This window comes from Cohnella rhizoplanae (assembly GCF_948329515.1).
Lineage (GTDB): Bacteria > Bacillota > Bacilli > Paenibacillales > Paenibacillaceae > Cohnella > Cohnella rhizoplanae.
Window position 1 is genome coordinate 206,617 of record NZ_CAOJCN010000006.1, and the last position, 17,613, is coordinate 224,229.

At 60.9% G+C, this 17,613-nt stretch carries 17 protein-coding genes and 3 riboswitches; of the genes, 10 read left to right on the forward strand and 7 right to left on the reverse strand.

Annotation, left to right across the window (positions count from 1 at the left end; genetic code table 11):
• Window positions 1-35 precede the first annotated feature (35 nt).
• Complete coding sequence (gene gcvT / locus PQG80_RS12435) at window positions 36-1,154, reverse strand: glycine cleavage system aminomethyltransferase GcvT (protein ID WP_271751663.1); 1,119 nt, start codon at window positions 1,152-1,154, stop codon at window positions 36-38.
• A 246-nt stretch (window positions 1,155-1,400) separates the two neighbouring features.
• Window positions 1,401-1,500, reverse strand: a riboswitch (glycine riboswitch).
• Window positions 1,501-1,674: 174 nt separating this feature from the next.
• Window positions 1,675-1,786: riboswitch (glycine riboswitch) on the forward strand.
• Between the two features lie 3 nt (window positions 1,787-1,789).
• A riboswitch (glycine riboswitch) is annotated at window positions 1,790-1,870 on the forward strand.
• Window positions 1,871-1,952: 82 nt separating this feature from the next.
• Between gcvT and gcvH the strand changes: the two genes are divergently transcribed.
• Complete coding sequence (gene gcvH / locus PQG80_RS12440) at window positions 1,953-2,345, forward strand: glycine cleavage system protein GcvH (protein ID WP_271751664.1); 393 nt, start codon at window positions 1,953-1,955, stop codon at window positions 2,343-2,345.
• A 54-nt stretch (window positions 2,346-2,399) separates the two neighbouring features.
• Complete coding sequence (locus tag PQG80_RS12445; protein WP_271751665.1) at window positions 2,400-2,951, forward strand: hypothetical protein; 552 nt, start codon at window positions 2,400-2,402, stop codon at window positions 2,949-2,951.
• 417 nt (window positions 2,952-3,368) lie between these two features.
• On the opposite strand, the gene PQG80_RS12450 is transcribed toward PQG80_RS12445, so the two are convergent.
• Both PQG80_RS12450 and PQG80_RS12455 read right to left on the reverse strand, forming a co-directional pair.
• Window positions 3,369-3,899, reverse strand: a complete 531-nt coding sequence (locus PQG80_RS12450) for a GrpB family protein (RefSeq protein WP_271751666.1) — start codon at window positions 3,897-3,899, stop codon at window positions 3,369-3,371.
• 188 nt (window positions 3,900-4,087) lie between these two features.
• Window positions 4,088-4,834 (reverse strand): hypothetical protein, encoded by a 747-nt coding sequence (locus tag PQG80_RS12455; RefSeq protein ID WP_271751667.1) that lies wholly within the window; start codon window positions 4,832-4,834, stop codon window positions 4,088-4,090.
• A 127-nt stretch (window positions 4,835-4,961) separates the two neighbouring features.
• Between PQG80_RS12455 and PQG80_RS12460 the strand changes: the two genes are divergently transcribed.
• From PQG80_RS12460 to PQG80_RS12470, 3 genes are all read left to right on the forward strand, one after another.
• Window positions 4,962-5,741: a gluconate 2-dehydrogenase subunit 3 family protein gene (locus PQG80_RS12460; protein ID WP_271751668.1), complete on the forward strand. Its 780-nt coding sequence runs from the start codon at window positions 4,962-4,964 to the stop codon at window positions 5,739-5,741.
• 22 nt (window positions 5,742-5,763) lie between these two features.
• Complete coding sequence (locus PQG80_RS12465) at window positions 5,764-7,479, forward strand: GMC family oxidoreductase (RefSeq protein ID WP_271751669.1); 1,716 nt, start codon at window positions 5,764-5,766, stop codon at window positions 7,477-7,479.
• Window positions 7,480-7,649: 170 nt separating this feature from the next.
• Window positions 7,650-8,261 (forward strand): hypothetical protein, encoded by a 612-nt coding sequence (locus tag PQG80_RS12470; protein WP_271751670.1) that lies wholly within the window; start codon window positions 7,650-7,652, stop codon window positions 8,259-8,261.
• Between the two features lie 110 nt (window positions 8,262-8,371).
• Here the strand turns inward: PQG80_RS12470 and PQG80_RS12475 are convergent, their stop codons facing one another.
• Both PQG80_RS12475 and tatC read right to left on the reverse strand, forming a co-directional pair.
• Window positions 8,372-8,572: a twin-arginine translocase TatA/TatE family subunit gene (locus PQG80_RS12475; RefSeq protein WP_271751671.1), complete on the reverse strand. Its 201-nt coding sequence runs from the start codon at window positions 8,570-8,572 to the stop codon at window positions 8,372-8,374.
• A 58-nt stretch (window positions 8,573-8,630) separates the two neighbouring features.
• Window positions 8,631-9,368, reverse strand: coding sequence for a twin-arginine translocase subunit TatC (gene tatC / locus PQG80_RS12480; protein WP_271751673.1), 738 nt, complete (start codon window positions 9,366-9,368; stop codon window positions 8,631-8,633).
• A 231-nt stretch (window positions 9,369-9,599) separates the two neighbouring features.
• Between tatC and PQG80_RS12485 the strand changes: the two genes are divergently transcribed.
• Window positions 9,600-9,974: a c-type cytochrome gene (locus PQG80_RS12485; RefSeq protein WP_271751674.1), complete on the forward strand. Its 375-nt coding sequence runs from the start codon at window positions 9,600-9,602 to the stop codon at window positions 9,972-9,974.
• A gap of 95 nt (window positions 9,975-10,069) precedes the next feature.
• On the opposite strand, the gene PQG80_RS12490 is transcribed toward PQG80_RS12485, so the two are convergent.
• Both PQG80_RS12490 and PQG80_RS12495 read right to left on the reverse strand, forming a co-directional pair.
• Window positions 10,070-11,128, reverse strand: a complete 1,059-nt coding sequence (locus PQG80_RS12490; RefSeq protein WP_271751676.1) for an N-acetylglucosamine kinase — start codon at window positions 11,126-11,128, stop codon at window positions 10,070-10,072.
• 399 nt (window positions 11,129-11,527) lie between these two features.
• Window positions 11,528-12,808 carry a 6-phospho-beta-glucosidase gene (locus tag PQG80_RS12495; protein WP_271751678.1) on the reverse strand — a complete coding sequence of 427 codons (1,281 nt, stop codon included), beginning with the start codon at window positions 12,806-12,808 and terminating at the stop codon, window positions 11,528-11,530.
• A gap of 294 nt (window positions 12,809-13,102) precedes the next feature.
• Between PQG80_RS12495 and PQG80_RS12500 the strand changes: the two genes are divergently transcribed.
• The 4 genes from PQG80_RS12500 (at window position 13,103) to PQG80_RS12515 (ending at window position 17,601) form a co-directional block, all read left to right on the forward strand.
• Window positions 13,103-13,966, forward strand: a complete 864-nt coding sequence (locus PQG80_RS12500; protein WP_271751679.1) for a MurR/RpiR family transcriptional regulator — start codon at window positions 13,103-13,105, stop codon at window positions 13,964-13,966.
• Window positions 13,967-14,177: 211 nt separating this feature from the next.
• Window positions 14,178-15,092, forward strand: a complete 915-nt coding sequence (gene murQ, locus PQG80_RS12505; RefSeq protein WP_271751681.1) for an N-acetylmuramic acid 6-phosphate etherase — start codon at window positions 14,178-14,180, stop codon at window positions 15,090-15,092.
• 61 nt (window positions 15,093-15,153) lie between these two features.
• A complete protein-coding gene (locus tag PQG80_RS12510; RefSeq protein WP_271751682.1) occupies window positions 15,154-16,614 on the forward strand; it encodes an ABC transporter substrate-binding protein in 1,461 nt (486 codons plus the stop codon).
• Window positions 16,615-16,698: 84 nt separating this feature from the next.
• Window positions 16,699-17,601, forward strand: a complete 903-nt coding sequence (locus tag PQG80_RS12515) for a carbohydrate ABC transporter permease (RefSeq protein ID WP_271751684.1) — start codon at window positions 16,699-16,701, stop codon at window positions 17,599-17,601.
• Window positions 17,602-17,613 lie beyond the last annotated feature (12 nt).

Consider the following 17,613-nt stretch of genomic DNA (forward strand, 5'->3'; position numbering starts at 1 on the left):
TTGTTCACTCCTCTGCGGGTTGGGATAGGGATGGATTATGTCCGATCCGGGGGGCGTCTCTTGTAAAAGGGGGTCGGCACGACCTTGGCGCGCACGCGCTTGCCGCGGATGTCCAAGTCGAACGCCGTGTCCGGCTTCGCATAGTCGGCCTCGACAAGCGCAAGGCCGAGACTGCGCTTCAGCGTGGGCGACTGGGTGCCGGACGTCACCTTGCCGATCTGCCTATCGCCGTCGTAGACCGCGTAGCCGTGACGCGGGATGCCGCGATCGAGCGTCTCGATGCCGACCAGCTTGCGCGGCACGCCGGCCGACTTCTGCGCGAGCAGCGCGTCGCGGCCGATGAAGTCGCCTTTGTCCAGCTTGACGAAGTAGCCGAGGCCGGCTTCGAGCGGCGTGATGCCGGCCGACAGCTCCTGGCCGTACAGCGGCAGCCGCGCCTCGAAGCGAAGCGTGTCGCGGGCGCCGAGACCCGCGGGCTCGAGGCCGAACGGCGCGCCGGCTTCGAGCAGCAGCCGCCATAAAGCAGGCGCTTGGGCGGCCGGGGCGTAGAGCTCGAAGCCGTCCTCCCCGGTGTACCCGGTACGGGAGACGAGACAGGACGCGCCGCCCAGCGGGACGTCGGCCAGGAAGTGAAAGGGCGCCAGCCGCCCGGCAAGCGCGGTTCCCGCGGCCGCGTCGAGGATGGCGGCCACGCTCGGCCCTTGTAGCGCGAGCAGCGCGGTCTCGCCCGAGACATCGGCGACGACCGTGTCGTCGAGCAGGTGCTCGCGCATCCAATCGTAGTCTTTGGCGATATTGGATGCGTTGACGACGGTCATGTACATGCCGGCGGTCAGGCGGTAGACGAGCAGATCGTCCACGACGCCGCCAGATGCGTCGCACATCAGCGTATACTGCGCCTGTCCGTCGGCCAGCTTCGAGACATCGTTCGTCGTGATCCGCTGCAGGAACGCCTCGGCGAACGGCCCGGAAACCATGAACTCGCCCATGTGCGAGACGTCGAACAGGCCTGCGCGCGTCCGGACCGCCTCGTGCTCGCGTTGGATGCCCGCGAATTGCACGGGGAGCTCCCATCCCCCGAAGTCGACGAGGCGGACGCCGGGCAGACTTTCGTAGAGCGGATACAGCGGCGTTCTTTTTAATTCATCGCTCATTTTGGCACGCTCCTCCGATATGGCGGTGTCGCCGTCTTCCGCGCGCCTCGCCGGACGGCAAAAAAAGGGACAAAGGCAAATAGATCCGTCGTCCGCAGCCGGTAGGCTGGCGCGTCTCTTGTCTGCCTCTGTCCCTTGTACCTGAGAGTTGAACCGCCGGCGCTTCGGCCGTCGGATTGCCCCGTGGGTGACGCGAGGGATGCGTCCTTGCTGTCTTCCGTTCCCTCCGCGTTCTCTCCAGAGTCGCGTCCGGCAAAGGTCCTTTTGCCTGAGAGATTCTCCCTGCTAGGGGGTTACTCCTTCGGCGCCGCCCGGATTGCGGGGCGATCTCTCCCGTTGCCATCATCCGCATATTCAATTTGAGCCGTGAATACTTTATTAATAACCCAGCCCCGCAAGCCATGTCAACTATAGATTCTAAAACATCACATTATGTCGAAATTTGTAACAGTGCGTAAGGTATATTGACATAAAAGGCTTGCTTGAATTAAGCTATCCGTGTCAAATCTTATAATTGCGGATGAAGATGGTAGGGAGAGACCGACGCCTCGCTGGCGCGGCACCGAAGGAGCAAGTCCTGGGCCGGCCGGCCGACGGATCAAACTCTCAGGTAAAAGTACCGCCATCCGACGCGCCTCTGGAGAGTGCGAACAGCCACCAAAGGGGTAAGGGCGGAACGGCAATTCCGTCTAATCTCTCAGGTACCCGGGACAGAGTATACGGCAGCATGCCGTTGCTCTGTCCTTTTTTGCCGATCGGCGGGCAGCGGCGCGACCATAGACGAGAGGGATGGCGAAGATGAGCGAGATTAAGGCGGGACTGGGCTATACCGAAGAGCACGAATGGGCGCAAGCGACAGGGGGCGTCATCCGGGTCGGCATTACAGATTATGCGCAAAGCCTGCTGGGCGACATCGTCTTCGTCGAGCTGCCGGGCGTCGGCGACGCGCTGGCGGCGAACCAGCCTATGGGGACGATCGAATCGGTCAAGACGGTGTCGGACCTGTTCAGCCCGGTCGACGGCAAGGTCGTCCGCGTGAACGACGAACTCCTGACGGCGCCCGAGAAGGTCAACGCCGATCCGTACGGCGAGGGCTGGATCATCGAAGTCGAGGTGGAAGGCGACCCCGCGGAGGCGGTAGGCGGACTGATGGACGCCGGGCAGTACGAGGCGTTGCTCGCGAGCAAGTAGACGCATGCGGTAAGCAGTTATAGGACCGTCTCAAGAAAAAGGGGAGGGAACGCGATGCACTTCAAGGCGCGCGAGACGCGCATTGCGGCGGATGCTGCGGCCGTCATAGCCGCAAGCGGCCTCTGCCTGGGCGCACTGCTGACGCTGCTTCCCCTTGGCGCGCCGACGGAGAGTCTCGCAGACGACGGCGGCGTCACCGCGGCGCTGATCGCCATGCTCCTGCTGGCCGCCGGGGCGTACGTCCCGGGCAGCATGCTCTCCCGCTTGGCGGGTACTGTACGGAGGCGCGGATTATATCTGCTCCTATTGTCGGCTTGCTATGGCTGCTTCGCGGTGCCCGACTGGTGGCCCGGCCTTGTCCTCATGTACGCTTGCGCGGCGGCGGGGGCCGCGGCCGTCTTCGCGGACACGCTGCATCGGCGCCGGCATGCGGCGGCGCACGCGTTCATCCTCGCCTCGGCGGCTGCTTGCCTGCCGATATCCCTATCCCTCATAGGCGTGGCCGACACGTGGCTCCGAGCGTTCGCCATCCTACCGCTGCTCATCCTCTGGGGCGCCGAGGTGTTGACGGACAGCGCCGCGCAGAAGGAAGTCGGGAATGATTAGCCTTGTTAACAATGCGACGCCGCAAAGTAAAGCGCGCAAAGTAGCGCTGACGGATGTCACTTCTTCGCAATAGCCTTATTTCACGGCAAAGTAACGCTGACGGGTGTCACTTCTTCGCAAAAGCCTCGTATCAACGCAAAGTAACGCTGACGGTAGCCACATCAACGTGATGGCCTCGATATCAACGAAAAGTAACGCTGGCGGAAGCCACATCAACGCGATTGCCTCGATATCAACGTAAAGTAACGCTGACGGGTGTCACTTCTTCGCAATAGCCTCATATCACCACAAAGTAACGCGGACGGATGTCACTTCTTCGCAAAAGCTCTTATCAACGCAAAGAAACGCTGACGGAAGCCGCATCAGCACGCATGCCTGCACCATTTCGTCGCGTATTGCCGCACTAAAAACTTAGCATCAGCCATTAATCACCTTGTTTACAAACTGCGTTTTCCCCTCGGTATAGGCTTGTCGATTGTCCATATGAACCACTGCCAGCTCTCTTTTAAGCAGGGAATATTGATCGGCGAGATGGCGATCCTGTCTTAACGCATTTCGAAAAGCGATATGGTTTCTATATGCTTCACTCTTCCGATCGCAAACGTACAGATGGTGTTCCGCCATCGGTTTATTTTCTTGGTTGTAAGGGACGCGCTCGTCCATTCTACCGAAAGCCTCTCTACCTTCGACTCCTAAATTCCCCTCGGCGTAATAGCCCAGATCTCTTAGCCTAGCTGTAATTTCGGGGAGCGAGGTCATGGAATCCACCACGATGTCTAAATCTATGATTGGTTTTGCTGCAAGGCCTGGAACGGACGTGCTTCTGACATGCTCGATATCCATAATTAAGTTCCCTAAGCCATTTCTTAGTATGAAGGCAAGCTCCTCAAAAAGGACCGGCCATTTAATGTTGTAATTTTCGATCAAGATGGGTTTGTTGGCGGACATGTTTACATTCTCCTAGGGCTATATCATTCGTTTATGTTTGTTGTACCATGATTTCTCCTCCAATACATGCGATCAGCGCTGAGGAATCTCATCCAGTAAGCTATGACGGAATGCAAGGAATAAAAAAGCGGCACTCCCTGAACTCGGAGATGCCGCTTTTTCTGTTCTGTTCATGATCAACCAACTTACTACTTCCCGTCCTTCGACGCGGCAGCCATCCGCATCAGCTTCGCGATGTCCTCATCGCGGCTGCCGGAGGCGCCGTTCGCCTCCTGCGCCCGCAGGCGGTCGATCGTCGCGACGGCCTCCGGGCTCGCCACGGTAACGATACGCTCGCCGAACCCGCTTTTCTTCAGCCATTGCTCGGCAGTAGTCAGCGTGTCCAGCGCTTCCGTGTCGATGGTGCTGATTCCGAAGCCGCCATGCGGGCCCGGTTCGGGCCCTTTGCCGGACGAGCCCGCCGTGTTGCTCAGCAGCTTGCGCTGCAGGGGATCCGATGTGCCGTCCGTAGGGCCGCGTTCGTTTGCCGCGAGAATGATCGTATCGTCAGCGACGAAGACGCGCACGCCGACGATCCCCGCGCCGGTGAGCTCGGCCTCGAGGTCCGAGGATACGCCCTGGCCGCGCAGGCCCGAGCTGCCGATCCGGCTCAGCACGCCGCTGCCCATGCCGTATCCGGTCGCGCCGTGCTGGTTGGTCGTCCTGGTCTTGTCCCAGCCGACGCTCGGAATGACGGCCGGATCCGGCTGCCCGGCCACCTGCGGCGGCTGCACGGATCTCAGCTTCAGCATATCGTCGGCGCCTTGCTGCGCGTCGGCCGCCTGTCTGGCCGATTGCTCGCGCAGATTATGGCTCTGGCAGGCAGTCAGCGCCAGCACGCTGGCCGCGCAGGCGATCGCGAGCGCCCGGCGCTTTTTTGCGTTTGCGGTTGCCATGGCGAATCTCCACCTTATATTGGATTGGTCGAAGTTAGCATAGCCAATCGGCGGGAATGCATAAGGACTTAATTTTGGAAAAAACTAAGCTGGAAAATCCGGAAGCGTTAAATACGGAGGTGATGGAATGGCTGACCCGAATCAAACGGGCGGATCGGACAATCAGAAGGTCGAGCAGCCTTCGCGGCGGAAGTTCCTCGTGCAGGCAGGCTACGCCGTCGGCGGCGTGATCGTGGGCGGAGCGCTCGGCAGCCTGATTCGGCGGGATAAGAAAACGGAAACCGCGCCCGGCGCTTCGCCCGGGGAAGGCGCTGCGGAGGCCAGAAACTACAACCGCGCGCTCATGTTTTTCAATCAGGAACAGCTTAACATCGTGTCGGCGGCCACGGAGCGCATTTTCCCGGCGGACGATGCGGGTCCCGGCGCGCTCGCGCTGGGCGTCCCGTTTTTTATCGACCATCAGCTGGCGGGCGAGTGGGGCTTCAATTCGCGGGAGTATATGTCTCCTCCATTCTTCGCGGGTGAGAAGGAACAGGGCTATCAAGGCCGGCTCAAGCGGCGGGAGATGTTCGAGATCGGACTGCGCGAGATGGAGAATCACAGCCAGACGAAGTATACCAAGGGCTTCACGGAGCTCGCGCCCGAGCAGCAGGACGAGGTGCTGAGGGCGTTCGAGTCGGACGAAGTGAAGCTGACGACGATCTCGGCGAGCGGCTTTTTCAAAATGCTGCGAAGCAGCACGCTCGAAGGCGCCTACAGCGACCCGCTGTACGGGGGCAACGCGGATATGAACGGCTGGCGGATGCGCGCATACCCGGGCAACCAGATGAGCTACACCGACGTCATCGACAAGGACTTCGCGGTCATCGCGCCGAGCAGCCTGCAAGACCATCTAAGCGCCCACTAGGGCGGGGAGGACAAGAGCACCTATGGCTAAAACGCTGCCCAAGACCGACGTCGTCGTCGTCGGCGTCGGTTGGGCGGGCGGCATCATCGCCGCCGAGCTCACGAAGAGCGGCTTGAACGTCGTCGGCCTCGAGAGGGGCAAGGAGCGCAAGACGGAAGATTACTTCATGGTCCACGACGAGCTGCGGTATGCCCTTCGCTACGAGCTGATGCAGGATCTGTCCAAGGATACGGTGACGTTCCGCAGCCAGGAAAAGGTCCGCGCGCTGCCGATGCGGCAGTACGGCTCGTTCCTGCTGGGCGAGGGACTCGGGGGAGCGGGCGTCCACTGGAACGGGCAGACCTACCGTTTTCTCCCGTACGACTTCCAGATCCGCACCAAGACGATCGAGCGCTACGGCAAAGGCAAGATTCCCGAGGGCATGACGATTCAGGACTGGGGCATCACCTACGAGGAGCTCGAGCCTTATTACGACAAGTTCGAGAAGCTGACCGGCATCTCCGGCGAGCCGAACCCGCTCGGCGGCCAGCGCTCGGCGGATTACCCGACGCCTCCGATGAAGAAGTCGCCGGCGCTGAGCCTGTTCAACGAAGCGGCGTCCAAGCTCAAGCTTCATCCGTACATGATGCCGTCGGCCAACCTGTCCCAGAACTATACGAATCCCGACGGCATCTCCCGCGGCGCCTGCCAGTACTGCGCCTACTGCGAGCGATTCGGCTGCGAATACGGCGCCAAGGCCGATCCCGTCGTGACCGTCCTGCCCGTCGCCCTCAAGACCGGCAAGTTCGAGATCCGCACGCACTCCAACGTGCGGCGCATCCTGCACAAGGGCGGCAAGGCGACCGGCGTCATGTACACGGACTCGACGACGGGCGAGGAGCTCATCCAGCCGGCGGACATCGTCGTCGTGACCAGCTACGTATTCAACAACGTCAAGCTGCTTCTAATGTCCGGGCTCGGCAAGCCGTACGACCCCGCGAGCGGGACCGGCGTGATCGGCCGCAACTACGCGTATCAGGTGACCAAGGGCAACGCGGCAGGCTTTTTCGAGGATAAGGAGTTCAACATGTTCGCGGGGGCGGGCGCGCTTGGCGTGACGCTCGACGATTACAACGGGGACAACTTCGACCACTCGGACCTGAAGTTCATTCACGGCGCTGCGATCAGCCTCAGCCAGACCGGCATGCGCCCGATCGCGAACAATCCGGTGCCCGGCGGTACCGCGAGCTGGGGGGCGGAGTTCAAGGCCAACTCGGTCAAGTACGCGAACCGATTCCTGTCCGTGGGCGGGCAGGGCTCGTCGATGCCCTTCCAGCATCACTTCCTCGACCTGGATCCTACATACAAGGATGCATATGGCGATCCGCTCGTGCGGCTGACGTTCGACTTCGAGGAGCAGGACCGCCAGCTCGCGATGTACGTGTCGAACCGGTGCGCGGATATCATGAAGGAGATGGGCGCGAACCATATCGACCAGCTCAAGAGCCTCGGGCCGTATGAGATCACCATGTACCAGTCGACGCATAATACCGGCGGCGTCGTCATGGGCGCTTCGCCGGACACGTCCGCGGTCAATACGTACGCGCAGATGTGGGACGCGGAGAACGTGTTCGTCGTCGGCGCCAGCGCCTTCCCGCACAACTCGGGCTACAACCCGACCGGCACCGTCGGCGCGTTGGCTTACAGGACGGCCGAAGGGATCATCAAGTACCGGCAAAAGGGCGGCATGCTGGTTTAGACGGTCTATGGCAAGCCTCATCCGGGAACGCGGAAGTCCCTGCTCGGGAAGCAGGGGCTTTTTGCTGCGTTGGTTTTCTCGGCGCGGATGATTCGATGGATTGAAATCCTTTACCGATTCTAGTCCGATGTTATATTGTGGAAATAAAAGCTTAGGCTGGGGGCGGCGTTGTGAGAAATACGATATCGACGGGCGTTATGGTCATGGGCATTATCATTATCGCAGTCGGCTTCATCACGGGAATCTCGCTGGCAATCGACGTGTACGACAATTTCTCGATCGAGATCGCGCTGTATTGGTGGCTCCCGGCGGTAGCGACAGGGGTCTTGTTCATCGGCCTGTCGGAAGTGATCCACCTGCTGCAGAGACTGCTGGACCGATCCGCAGCCGCGCCTTTGGAGGCTGAGCGGGCCGGCGTGAGCCGGGCGATCGCCCAGGGAGAACGGGGGATCGGGGCAGCTGGCGGCGCGGATGAAGCCGCCTTCCCTAAGCCCGCGGAGCAGTTCAAGGGGCTGACGATCTTGCTGGACGATCTGAAAGTGAAAGGCGCGTTTCGCATGGGGGCCGATACGCTTCAGATCGTGCGTCAATCGATGTTCCAGCGGGATGCGGACGCGGAGAGCGTCGCGACGATTCCGCTCGATTCCATATCCCGCGACTATGCGGAGGAGGGTGAATATTTTGTTTTTACGTTCGATCGGGGCACGCGCAAGCTCGCGTTCAAAACGCCTAATTTATACGACTATGGGCCGATCGTAAAGAAGCTGAGGCGGGAGACGTAAAGACGTAACGGGTCTCGGCAACCTCCAAAGCAAAATCCCTTCCCCTGCGGCTAGGCGCCGTGTGGGAAAGGGATTTTTGTCTTGCCCGCTCGGACCTGACCGTAGGGCTGTTAGGACGGGTTGCGCTCCTTGATCAGCTCGGCCGCGGGCTCGTGCTTGTCGTCCTCGATGATGCCGCGTGTCGAGCTGCGGAATTCCCGGAGCGTCTCCCCGAAGGCTTTGCCGAGCTGGGGGAGCTTGGCCGGACCGAAGACGATCAGCGCGATGGCGAAGATGATCAGCAGCCCGGAGATGCCGATATTGTGGAACATCGTTGATTCACCTCCTTTTAAGCGGGTTAACCGTCAATCCGCCTTAGGGTTAACGCCGTTAACCCGGCGCGGGTTCTGCCGAGGCGCGCAGGCGGAACTGCCGGTTGGCCACGAGCGCGCTGCACTCGAACAGGAGCAGGAGCGGCACGGTGACGGACAGATGGGAGAACAGGTCCGGCGGCGAGATGCACGAGCCGACGACCGCTAGTCCGACATAGGCGTACTTGCGGACGAACTTGATGCGCGCGGGGTCCAGCAGGCCGAGCTTCGTGAGGAAGAGCATGACCAGCGGCATCTCGAACGCGATCCCGAGCGGGAGCAACACGCCGAACAGAAACGCGAAATAACGCTCGATCCCGTACATTTCAACGGCCCCCACGCTCTCGTTCATCGATTGCATGAACCGCAACATCATGGGAAACACGAGAAAATACCCGAACGAGAGGCCGCCGAGGAATAGCAGGAACGAAGCCGGCACGAAGCCGAACGTGCCCCGCGCTTCCCGCGAGGTAAGTCCCGGCCGCACGAAAGCCCAGGCGTGGTACATCGCGAGCGGGAGCGTCAGCAGCGCCGCCAGCAGGAAGGCGCACCGCAGGTAGACGAACAATCCGTCCGTGAACGAGAACACGTGCCAGTCGATGGGCGCGCCCGCCGCCGCCCGGGACTTGAGCAGCAGGAGGACGGAGGGGGAGAGGTACAGCCCCGCGCCCATCGATGCGACGAACCAGATGCCCGTGACGATGAGCCGCTTGCGCAGCTCGGTCAGATGGCCGATCCATTCTTGATTCGCACTCAATCGCCTTCACCGCCGTTTGCCAGAAATTGCATAGCTTCGTCCTTATCGTGTCCAATCCGTCCGAGGCTATTCCGCGCGCTTGAACGCAAAGGCGTCGCGGCTCCGTGTCGCGGCTCCGTGTCGCGGCTCCGTGTCGCGGCTCCATGTCGCGGCTCCATAAGGTGAAGTCCATGCATGCCTTCCGTATAAAGGGAGAAGATAAGGTAGAAACAGACAAGGAGGTCATGCATCATGAAAAAATGGATGGCACTAGCGGCGACGGCTGCACTGCTGGCGATCCTCACGGTCGCATGCGGCGGCAACGACAATAACAATGCGTCCTCTACGCCTCCGTCGAGCGAAGCCCCGGCCTCGCCGGGAGGCACGACGACGACGTCCGGCGAAGGGGCGGAGACGATCTACAAGGCGCAATGCATCACCTGCCATGCCGCGGATCTGAGCGGCGGCGTCGGTCCTAACCTGACGAATGTCGGCGCGCGCCTGTCTACGGACGAGATCTCGTCGCGCATTCACAACGGCGGCGGCGGCATGCCCGCGTTCAAGGGCACGCTGTCGGACGATCAGATCAACACGCTCGTCAATTGGCTCAGCACGATGAAGGGTTGAGAAGGTTTATTGCGTTGAAAAAAGGATGAAGCGGGGTTGATCCGCTTCATCCTTTTTGTGTGGGGCCGACTATGGGGTCTCGTAACCGACGTCCATCATGATTGGAGTCTTTTATCCACGCCTTGCAGTACCTTTCTGCGCGTAACCCCGTCCACCGGCCTGCCATGCGCCAGCTCCAGCGCCCAGAGTAGGGCGCCCGTTGCGGGCGGAACCGTTAGCGGGATGAATCGGCAGCGACGGCGGGTCAGCTCACCGACATGTTGCATGTATCGCTGCATCATGAGCGGACTCTCCGCCTTGATCCAGACGGAGCCGGACATCACGATCTCGATCTCTTCGTCCGCGGGGAAGTCGAGATTATCGATACATCCGGCCGTCGAGAGCGCCATTTGCCTGGCCGAGTGCTCCAGAATGGAGCGGGCCGCCGCGTCTCCTGCATCGGCAGCAGCGAACAGGACGCGCATCAGCTCCGTATTGGGGAGCGTGCGCTTGTACGCGCCCTCGGCCGCGTACGCCATGAAGCGCTCGCGCGAAGGCGCGCCGAGCAGCTCCATGACCGGATCCGCCATCGCGGTCGGCGGGCCCATCCGGTAGAAGGCGTCGTAGACCGCACGCACGATCTTGCGACCGAGGTAATAGCCGCCGCCCTCATCGCCGGCCAGCTCGCTGCCGATGCCGCCGACCTGCAGCCGCATGCCGCTGGGCGAGATGCCGCCCGTGACCGCGCCCGAGCCGTTCACGGAGCAGATGCCGTAGCCGCGGTCCGTGCCCGCCTTGATGCCGAGGAACGAATCGTTGTCTACGGCGAAACGCTTCAGCCCGATCCGGTCGACGATTCGGCTGAGCTCCTCCTTCTGCGAAGGCAGATCGCAGCCGGCCAGCCCGAAGGCCGCGGCCTCGACCTCCTGCACCGTCACGCCGCACGGCTCGAGCAGCTCGCCGATGCGCGCCTCCATCTCGAGGTAGGCGCCCGCATAACCATTCGCGAACCGCTCATGGCTGCACGTGCCGGCATTAATATGATTAACGAACCCGCCGCGGCCGTCGAACAGAAAGTAGTCCGTCTTGCTATTGCCGCCATCGACGCCGATCACGTAGCCGGTCCCCGGTTCCGCACCGTACATGGGTATCACGCTCGCTTCTCGTTCAGTCATTCAACTAACCTTCTATTTGGCAGGAGCGATATAGCGGAAAAAAGTTCCGCTATCGCAGCCCAACCCGGCCCGCCGCGGCGCAATAGCGGAAAAAAGTTCCGCTATCGCAGCCCAACCGGCCCGCTGCGGCGCAATAGCGGAAAAAAGTTCCGCTATCGCAGCCCAACCGGCCCGCTGCGGCGCAATAGCGGAAAAAAGTTCCGCTATCGCAGCCCATCGGCCCGCCGCGGCGCAATAGCGGAAAAAAGTTCCGCTATCGCACCCAACCCGGCCCGCCGCGGCGCAATAGCAGTTCCGCTATTGCACCCAACCCAGGCTCCGCGCACCACTCCGCCGCCCAACCTCCGCCGGCCCAGGCTCCGCGCCACTCCGCCGCCTCAATCCTCCGCCAGCGCAGCCTCAGGCAAACTGCGGCAAATACGCCTTGTGCGCTTCCCTCAGCTCGCCGAAGCAGGCCAACGCGGTGTTGTAGTCGCCCACCAGCGGATTCATCAGCAGCGCGCGCATCGCCGCGTCCTCGCTGCCGCTCACCGCCGCCGCCACCGTCTCACGCTCGTAGGCCTTCACCATCCGCATGTAGTCGATGATATGACGATTCGCGAAGCCCGGCACCGGTATCGGCACGGCGCCGTCCTTGCCGATGACCGCGGACGTCTCGACGGCGTCGTCGTCCTCCATGAACCCGAGCGCGCCCTTGTTGAGCAGGTTCACCACGTGCACCTCGCGCTTATCGTTCCAGATCGCGTCCACGAGGCTGATCGCCACCTCCGAGTAGTTGGCGCCGCCGCGCGAGGAGAGCAGCTCCGGCTTCACGTGCAGCTCGGCGTCGGCGTAGATGCCCAGCAGCTCCGCCTCGATGCCGATGCACTTTTCGCCGCGCGTCAACTCGCTCTCCTTGAGCAGCTTCAGCTTCTTTTCCTTGAAGTAGTAGTATTCCAGGTAGGAGGAAGGGATCGCGCCGACCATGTTCACCAGCTCGCGGCTGAAGCCGCTCGACGGGATGTTCTTCATCGCCTCGCTGTTGAGCCCGAGCTCGAGCGCCGTCTTCAGATAGTCCTTGCCGTCTTGCTCGATCGCGGTGATCCAGCTGAGATGGTTCAGGCCGACATAAGTCATCTTGGCGTCCGGCAGCGCGAGCGTCTCGCGGATGCTCTTGTACATATTGTAGGGAACGTTGCACAGGCCGAGCATCTTGATATTCGTATGCTTCAGCAGCGCCTCGGTGATGATGCCGGCCGGATTGGAGAAGTTGATCAGCCACGCGTCCGGGCACAGCGCCTGCATCCGCTCCGCGATCTGCAGCATGACCGGGATCGTGCGCATGGCCTTGAAGAAGCCGCCGATGCCGCAGGTCTCCTGGCCGATCAGGCCGTACTTGAGCGGGATCTTCTCGTCCAGCACGCGGGCGGACAGCTTGCCGACGCGAATCTGCGCCAGCACGAAGTCGGCGTCCCGCAGCGCCTCGTCGAGATCCTGCGTCAGCGTGACGCGGCAGGACAGGTTCTCGGCCTCGATCATGCGCCGGCACAGACTGCCGACGACGTCCAGCTTTCGCTCGTCGATGTCCATCAGCACGAGCTCGCTGACGGGCAGTACGCCTTTGCGCTTGATGATGCCTTCGATCAGCTCCGGGGTGTAGGTGCTGCCGGACCCGATAATCGCGATTTTCAGCTTGCTCATGACGTTCCTCCTGCGGGCCCTATTCGGTTAAGAGTGCGCGTATAGCCTCGGCCCTTCATTTGCGGCTATTATAGCATGGGGGTTACCTTCCAACAATAAAATATAGAAATAATATTTCAATGTGATATATTTGTTTCAAAATAATATTTCTAACAATGGACCTGGCCACCGTTCTAGCCGCCAACCGGATCATCAACCGAGCCGCCGATCGCCGGTTAACCGCAACACCCTTGTTTTTTGTAAAAAATGGCCGTAATATTTACTAAAATACGACAGAATGCGCAGGTATCTACCATGGCGATTCAGAACAATATATTGCTCAAGATCCGCGACATGAAGGACAGCCTGACGCCCGTCGAGCGGATGGTGGCCGAGTACATCCTCGCCAATACGGAGGAGATCCCGCATCTCTCGATCAAGAGCCTGGCGCAGTTCAGCCGGACGAGCGACGCGTCGGTGCTGCGGTTCTGCAAGACGCTGGGCTACAGCGGCTACCGCAGCTTCATCGTGAGCATCTCCGCCTCGCTCGGCTCGATGGACGAGGAACAGAAGGACGAGTATACCGATATCCAGCCGGGAGACGACCTCAATGTCGTCATCGCCAACATCTCGTACAATAACATGAAGTCGATCGAGGACACCCTCAGCATCATCGACCGCGGCGCCGTCGCGAAGGCGGTCCAGGCGCTGCGCGATACGAACCGGATCGTATTCTTCGGCATCGGCGCCTCGGGGCTTGTCTGCATGGACGGCGAGCAGAAGTTCTCGCGCATCAACAAGATGTGCCACGCCTATACGGACGGGCACAGTCAACTGACGGCCGCTACGCTGCTCGGCAAGGGAGACGTCGCCTTCTTCGTGTCGAACTCCGGCGACACGGTCGAGATCCTCGAGGCGCTGGAGATCACCAAGCGCGCGGGCGCGACCACGATCGCCCTGACCAAGTTCAACAAGAGCGAGCTGGCGGACAAGGCCGACATCGTGCTGAGCATCTCCACGCCCGAGGTCACCATCCGCAGCGGCGCGATGGGGTCGCGCATCGCGATGCTGACCGTCATCGACATCCTGTTCGCCGGCGTAGCCAGCGCGGAATATCCGAATATTAAGAAGTATTTGTTGAAGACTCACAATATTTTGGCTGGCAAGCACCGCAGATAACCGTTTTCAGACACTGCCGGACACCCTGGGTGGTGTCTTTTTTGTTGCTTTTCTGAAAATAAAAATACAACTAAAACTTTCAAAATGAAATTTTATTTCAAAAAGTATTGACGATGCTGATATGTAAACGCTAATATAAATCGCAAGAGGGGGCTATACACAGATCCATGAAAGGGACGATCCTCACAAACAATAGGGTAGGAGAATGGCCATGAACGAATATCTTGCGGGTCTAACCACCGAGAAGATCAACCCGGCAACCCGGGCGATCGACGAGTGCACAACAGAGCAGATGCTGCATCTCCTCAACGGGGAGGATGCCGCCGTTCCGGCCGCGGTGGCGGGAGAGATTCCGAACATCACCAAGGCGGTGGACGTTCTGCATGCGCGGCTGAAGAGCGGCGGCAGAATGTTCTACATTGGCGCCGGGTCGTCAGGCAGAATCGGCGTACTGGACGCTTCCGAGTGTCCGCCGACGTTTGGGGTCGACCCTGAACTCGTTCAGGGGCATATTGCAGGCGGAGATACGGCGCTGCGGACTGCGGTGGAAGGATTCGAGGACAGCGCGGAGGAGGGAACGGCTCTAATCGGGCGCATCGGCGTCACGGACAAGGATGCGGTCGTCGGCATCTCCGCCAGCGGCAGCGCGGCCTTCGTCATCGCGGCGATCCGGCAGGCCTCGCAGCTCGGCGCCGCCACGATCGGCGTCGTCAACAACAAGAACTCCAAGCTCGGCGAGGTATGCGATATCTGCATCGCGCCGGTCGTCGGACCGGAGGTCATCATGGGGTCCACGCGGCTGAAGGCGGGCACGGCGCAGAAGCTGGTGCTCAACATGCTGACGACGGCGACGATGGTCAAGCTGGGGAAAACCTACAATAATCTCATGGTCGACCTCAAGGCGAGCAACAACAAGCTGCGCGACCGGTCGATCCGCATCATCCAGGCCGCCACCGGCATCGATGCCGACAAGGCGTCCGACTACTTGACGCTGGCGTCGCAGAGCTGCAAGCTCGCGATCATGATGATCGAGACGGGGCTTGCGGCCTCGGAGGCGGCGGCGTCCCTGGAGCGTTCCGAAGGCAATCTCAAGGCGGCCATCCGCGCCCACAAGCAAGTCGTATGACCGGCAGCACAACGGAATCATTCGCCCGATAGAGGGGCCATCCCAAGGAGGAAGCATTCGAATGATGAACAAAGGCAAAGCACTCTCGCTCATGCTCGCAGCAACGCTGTCCGTATCCGCGCTGACCGCTTGCGGCGGCAACAATAACAACAACGGCGCGGCCAGCCCCGCCGCGTCCGGCTCCTCGGCAGCCGCATCCGGCTCCGCCGACGCCGGCGCCAAGGATACGATCACGGCGCTGCTGCCGCCCGTATCGCCGACGTACCAGGACAATTTCGACCAGATGGAAAAGGACTTCAACGCGCAGTACCCGAACCTGACGCTGAAGATCGAACCGGCCAGCTGGGAGGACATGACCCAGAAGCTGGATACCCAAGTCAACGCGGGCAGCCCGCCGGACATCGCGTTCATCGGCTCCGACGGCATCGCCAAGTACGTGCAGCAGGGCATGGCCCTCGACCTGACGGACGTCGCGACGTCCGAGATGACCGGAGACTACGACGCCACGCCGCTCGAGTACATGAAGAACGGCTCCGGCCTGTACGGCTTCCCGGCATACATGGAAGTCCACGCCCTCGGCGGCAACAAGCAGTTCCTCGAGGAAGCGGGCATCGACTGGAAAAAGGTGCAGAAGGACGGCTGGACGTACGAGGAATTCCGCGAGGCGATCAAGAAGGGCGTCGTGAAGAACGGCGACGCGACCTCCCGTTACGGCTTCGTCTTCGCGACGGCAGGCGTCGCATCCAAGGATTACCTGGGCATTATGGCGAAAAGCGCGGGCATGCCGGCGGCATTCAACGAAGATATGAAGTATGCTTATACGAGCAAAAATTATCTCGAGCTGCTGACCGACCTCCGCCAGCTGATCGACGACGGCTCGATGCCGAAGGAGCTTAGCTCCGTCGACGCGGGTAAGCGCTGGAACATGTTCCTGACCGGCCAGACGATGATCACCGGCAAGGGCCTCGCGACGTTCGAGAACTCCGCCAAGAAGAACAACGAGAAGATCGACGCGAAGGACGGCAGCGCGGTCAAGGACAGCATCAAGGTAGATTACATCGTCCTGCCTGTGCCGACATTCGCAGGCGCGCTGCCGATCTCCTACACCGTAGTCGACGGCTACGTCGCATTCCGCGGCAAGAAGGAGCCGACCGCCGAGCACAAGGCCAACATCGCCAAGGCGGCGTACTTCCTGTCCAGCGGCAAGGTCGCGGCGACGACGAACAACGACCTGTTCGCCGCGCACATCACCAAGAGCGCCAGAGACGCTGCGGCCAGCATGCCGATGGAGCGCGATCCGAACAACCAGGCCGCGGTCCAAACGATGCTCTCGCACGCAGCGCCGGCGCGTCCCGACATCCCGGCCGAACTGGGCGCCAAGGCGATCAAGATCGAGAACGAGGTCATCATTCCGAAAATGCAGGCCTTGCTCGCGAACGAGATCAAGCCGCAGGAGATGTACGACGCGGTGAAGAAGGCCGCCATCGCCGCCTTCGGCGAGGACGGCATCGTCCAAGATTAATACGCTATGGCGTACGGATAGCCGCGTGATTCCCGCATGCGGCTATCCTTCTTCATAGGCGGACGCAAGAGAGGAGTCCTGCACATGGCCCAGCCCGCACAATCGGCCAAGAAGCGCAAGATCAAAGGAGACGGCGTCTGGGGTTACGCGTTCATCGCGGTCGCGCTCATCGTCTATGCCATGTTTACGGCGTATCCGGTCTTGAGCGCCTTCATCATCAGCTTCCAGGAATATAAGCCGCTGGGCTCCACTTACATCGGCTTCGACAATTATACGGCGACGCTCAAGGACGATCTGTTCTGGAAGTCGATCAAGAATACGCTCGTGTACACGGTGCTGACCGTCCCGGTCGCCCTGCTGCTGTCCTTCCTCGTGGCGATCATGATTCTCCCGCTGCGCAAGAAGCTGCAGGCCGTATTCAAGGCCGTCTATTACCTGCCCGTAGTGGCCTCGGGCGTCGCGCTGTCGCTCGTATGGCTGTGGATCTTCGATCCGATGCCGGGCGGTATCTTCAACCAATTTATCGGATGGTTCGGCGCGCACAATCAGAACTGGCTCGGCGCTAGCGCCACGGCGATGTTCTCGCTGGTCATCATGGCCTGGCTGTCCAGTCACGGCGCCAGCATCATCATCTATCTGGCCGCGCTGCTCGGCATTGACGACAGCTATTACGAGGCGGCGGACCTGGACGGCGCATCCTTCCTGCAGAAGCTGTGGCATATCGTCATTCCCAGCCTCAAGCCGACGACGCTGTTCCTGCTGGTGACGGCCGTGATCGGATCGTTCCAGGTGTTCCAGAACGCCTATCTCATGACGGGCGGCGGTCCGGACCACGCGACGACGATGGTCGGCCTGCTTATTTTCGACAATGCCTTCAAGTACTTTGAATTCGGCAAAGCCGCGGCCCAATCGTTGATATTGGCGCTTATCATAGCCTTGGTCTCGCTGTTCCAGTTCAAGTTCCTCGGCAAAGACGTGGATTACTAGGGGAAGGAGGCA

Bases quoted from the DNA above. Each gene is read 5' to 3' on its own strand.
- PQG80_RS12445 (WP_271751665.1), top strand. From the start codon at position 2,400: ATGCACTTCAAGGCGCGCGAGACGCGCATTGCGGCGGATGCTGCGGCC.
- PQG80_RS12465 (WP_271751669.1), top strand. From the start codon at position 5,764: ATGGCTAAAACGCTGCCCAAGACCGACGTCGTCGTCGTCGGCGTCGGT.
- PQG80_RS12490 (WP_271751676.1), bottom strand. From the start codon at position 11,128: ATGACTGAACGAGAAGCGAGCGTGATACCCATGTACGGTGCGGAACCG.
- gcvT (WP_271751663.1), bottom strand. From the start codon at position 1,154: ATGAGCGATGAATTAAAAAGAACGCCGCTGTATCCGCTCTACGAAAGT.
- gcvH (WP_271751664.1), top strand. From the start codon at position 1,953: ATGAGCGAGATTAAGGCGGGACTGGGCTATACCGAAGAGCACGAATGG.
- PQG80_RS12515 (WP_271751684.1), top strand. From the start codon at position 16,699: ATGGCCCAGCCCGCACAATCGGCCAAGAAGCGCAAGATCAAAGGAGAC.
- PQG80_RS12495 (WP_271751678.1), bottom strand. From the start codon at position 12,808: ATGAGCAAGCTGAAAATCGCGATTATCGGGTCCGGCAGCACCTACACC.
- PQG80_RS12500 (WP_271751679.1), top strand. From the start codon at position 13,103: ATGGCGATTCAGAACAATATATTGCTCAAGATCCGCGACATGAAGGAC.
- murQ (WP_271751681.1), top strand. From the start codon at position 14,178: ATGAACGAATATCTTGCGGGTCTAACCACCGAGAAGATCAACCCGGCA.
- PQG80_RS12485 (WP_271751674.1), top strand. From the start codon at position 9,600: ATGAAAAAATGGATGGCACTAGCGGCGACGGCTGCACTGCTGGCGATC.
- PQG80_RS12455 (WP_271751667.1), bottom strand. From the start codon at position 4,834: ATGGCAACCGCAAACGCAAAAAAGCGCCGGGCGCTCGCGATCGCCTGC.
- PQG80_RS12460 (WP_271751668.1), top strand. From the start codon at position 4,962: ATGGCTGACCCGAATCAAACGGGCGGATCGGACAATCAGAAGGTCGAG.
- PQG80_RS12475 (WP_271751671.1), bottom strand. From the start codon at position 8,572: ATGTTCCACAATATCGGCATCTCCGGGCTGCTGATCATCTTCGCCATC.
- PQG80_RS12510 (WP_271751682.1), top strand. From the start codon at position 15,154: ATGATGAACAAAGGCAAAGCACTCTCGCTCATGCTCGCAGCAACGCTG.
- PQG80_RS12450 (WP_271751666.1), bottom strand. From the start codon at position 3,899: ATGTCCGCCAACAAACCCATCTTGATCGAAAATTACAACATTAAATGG.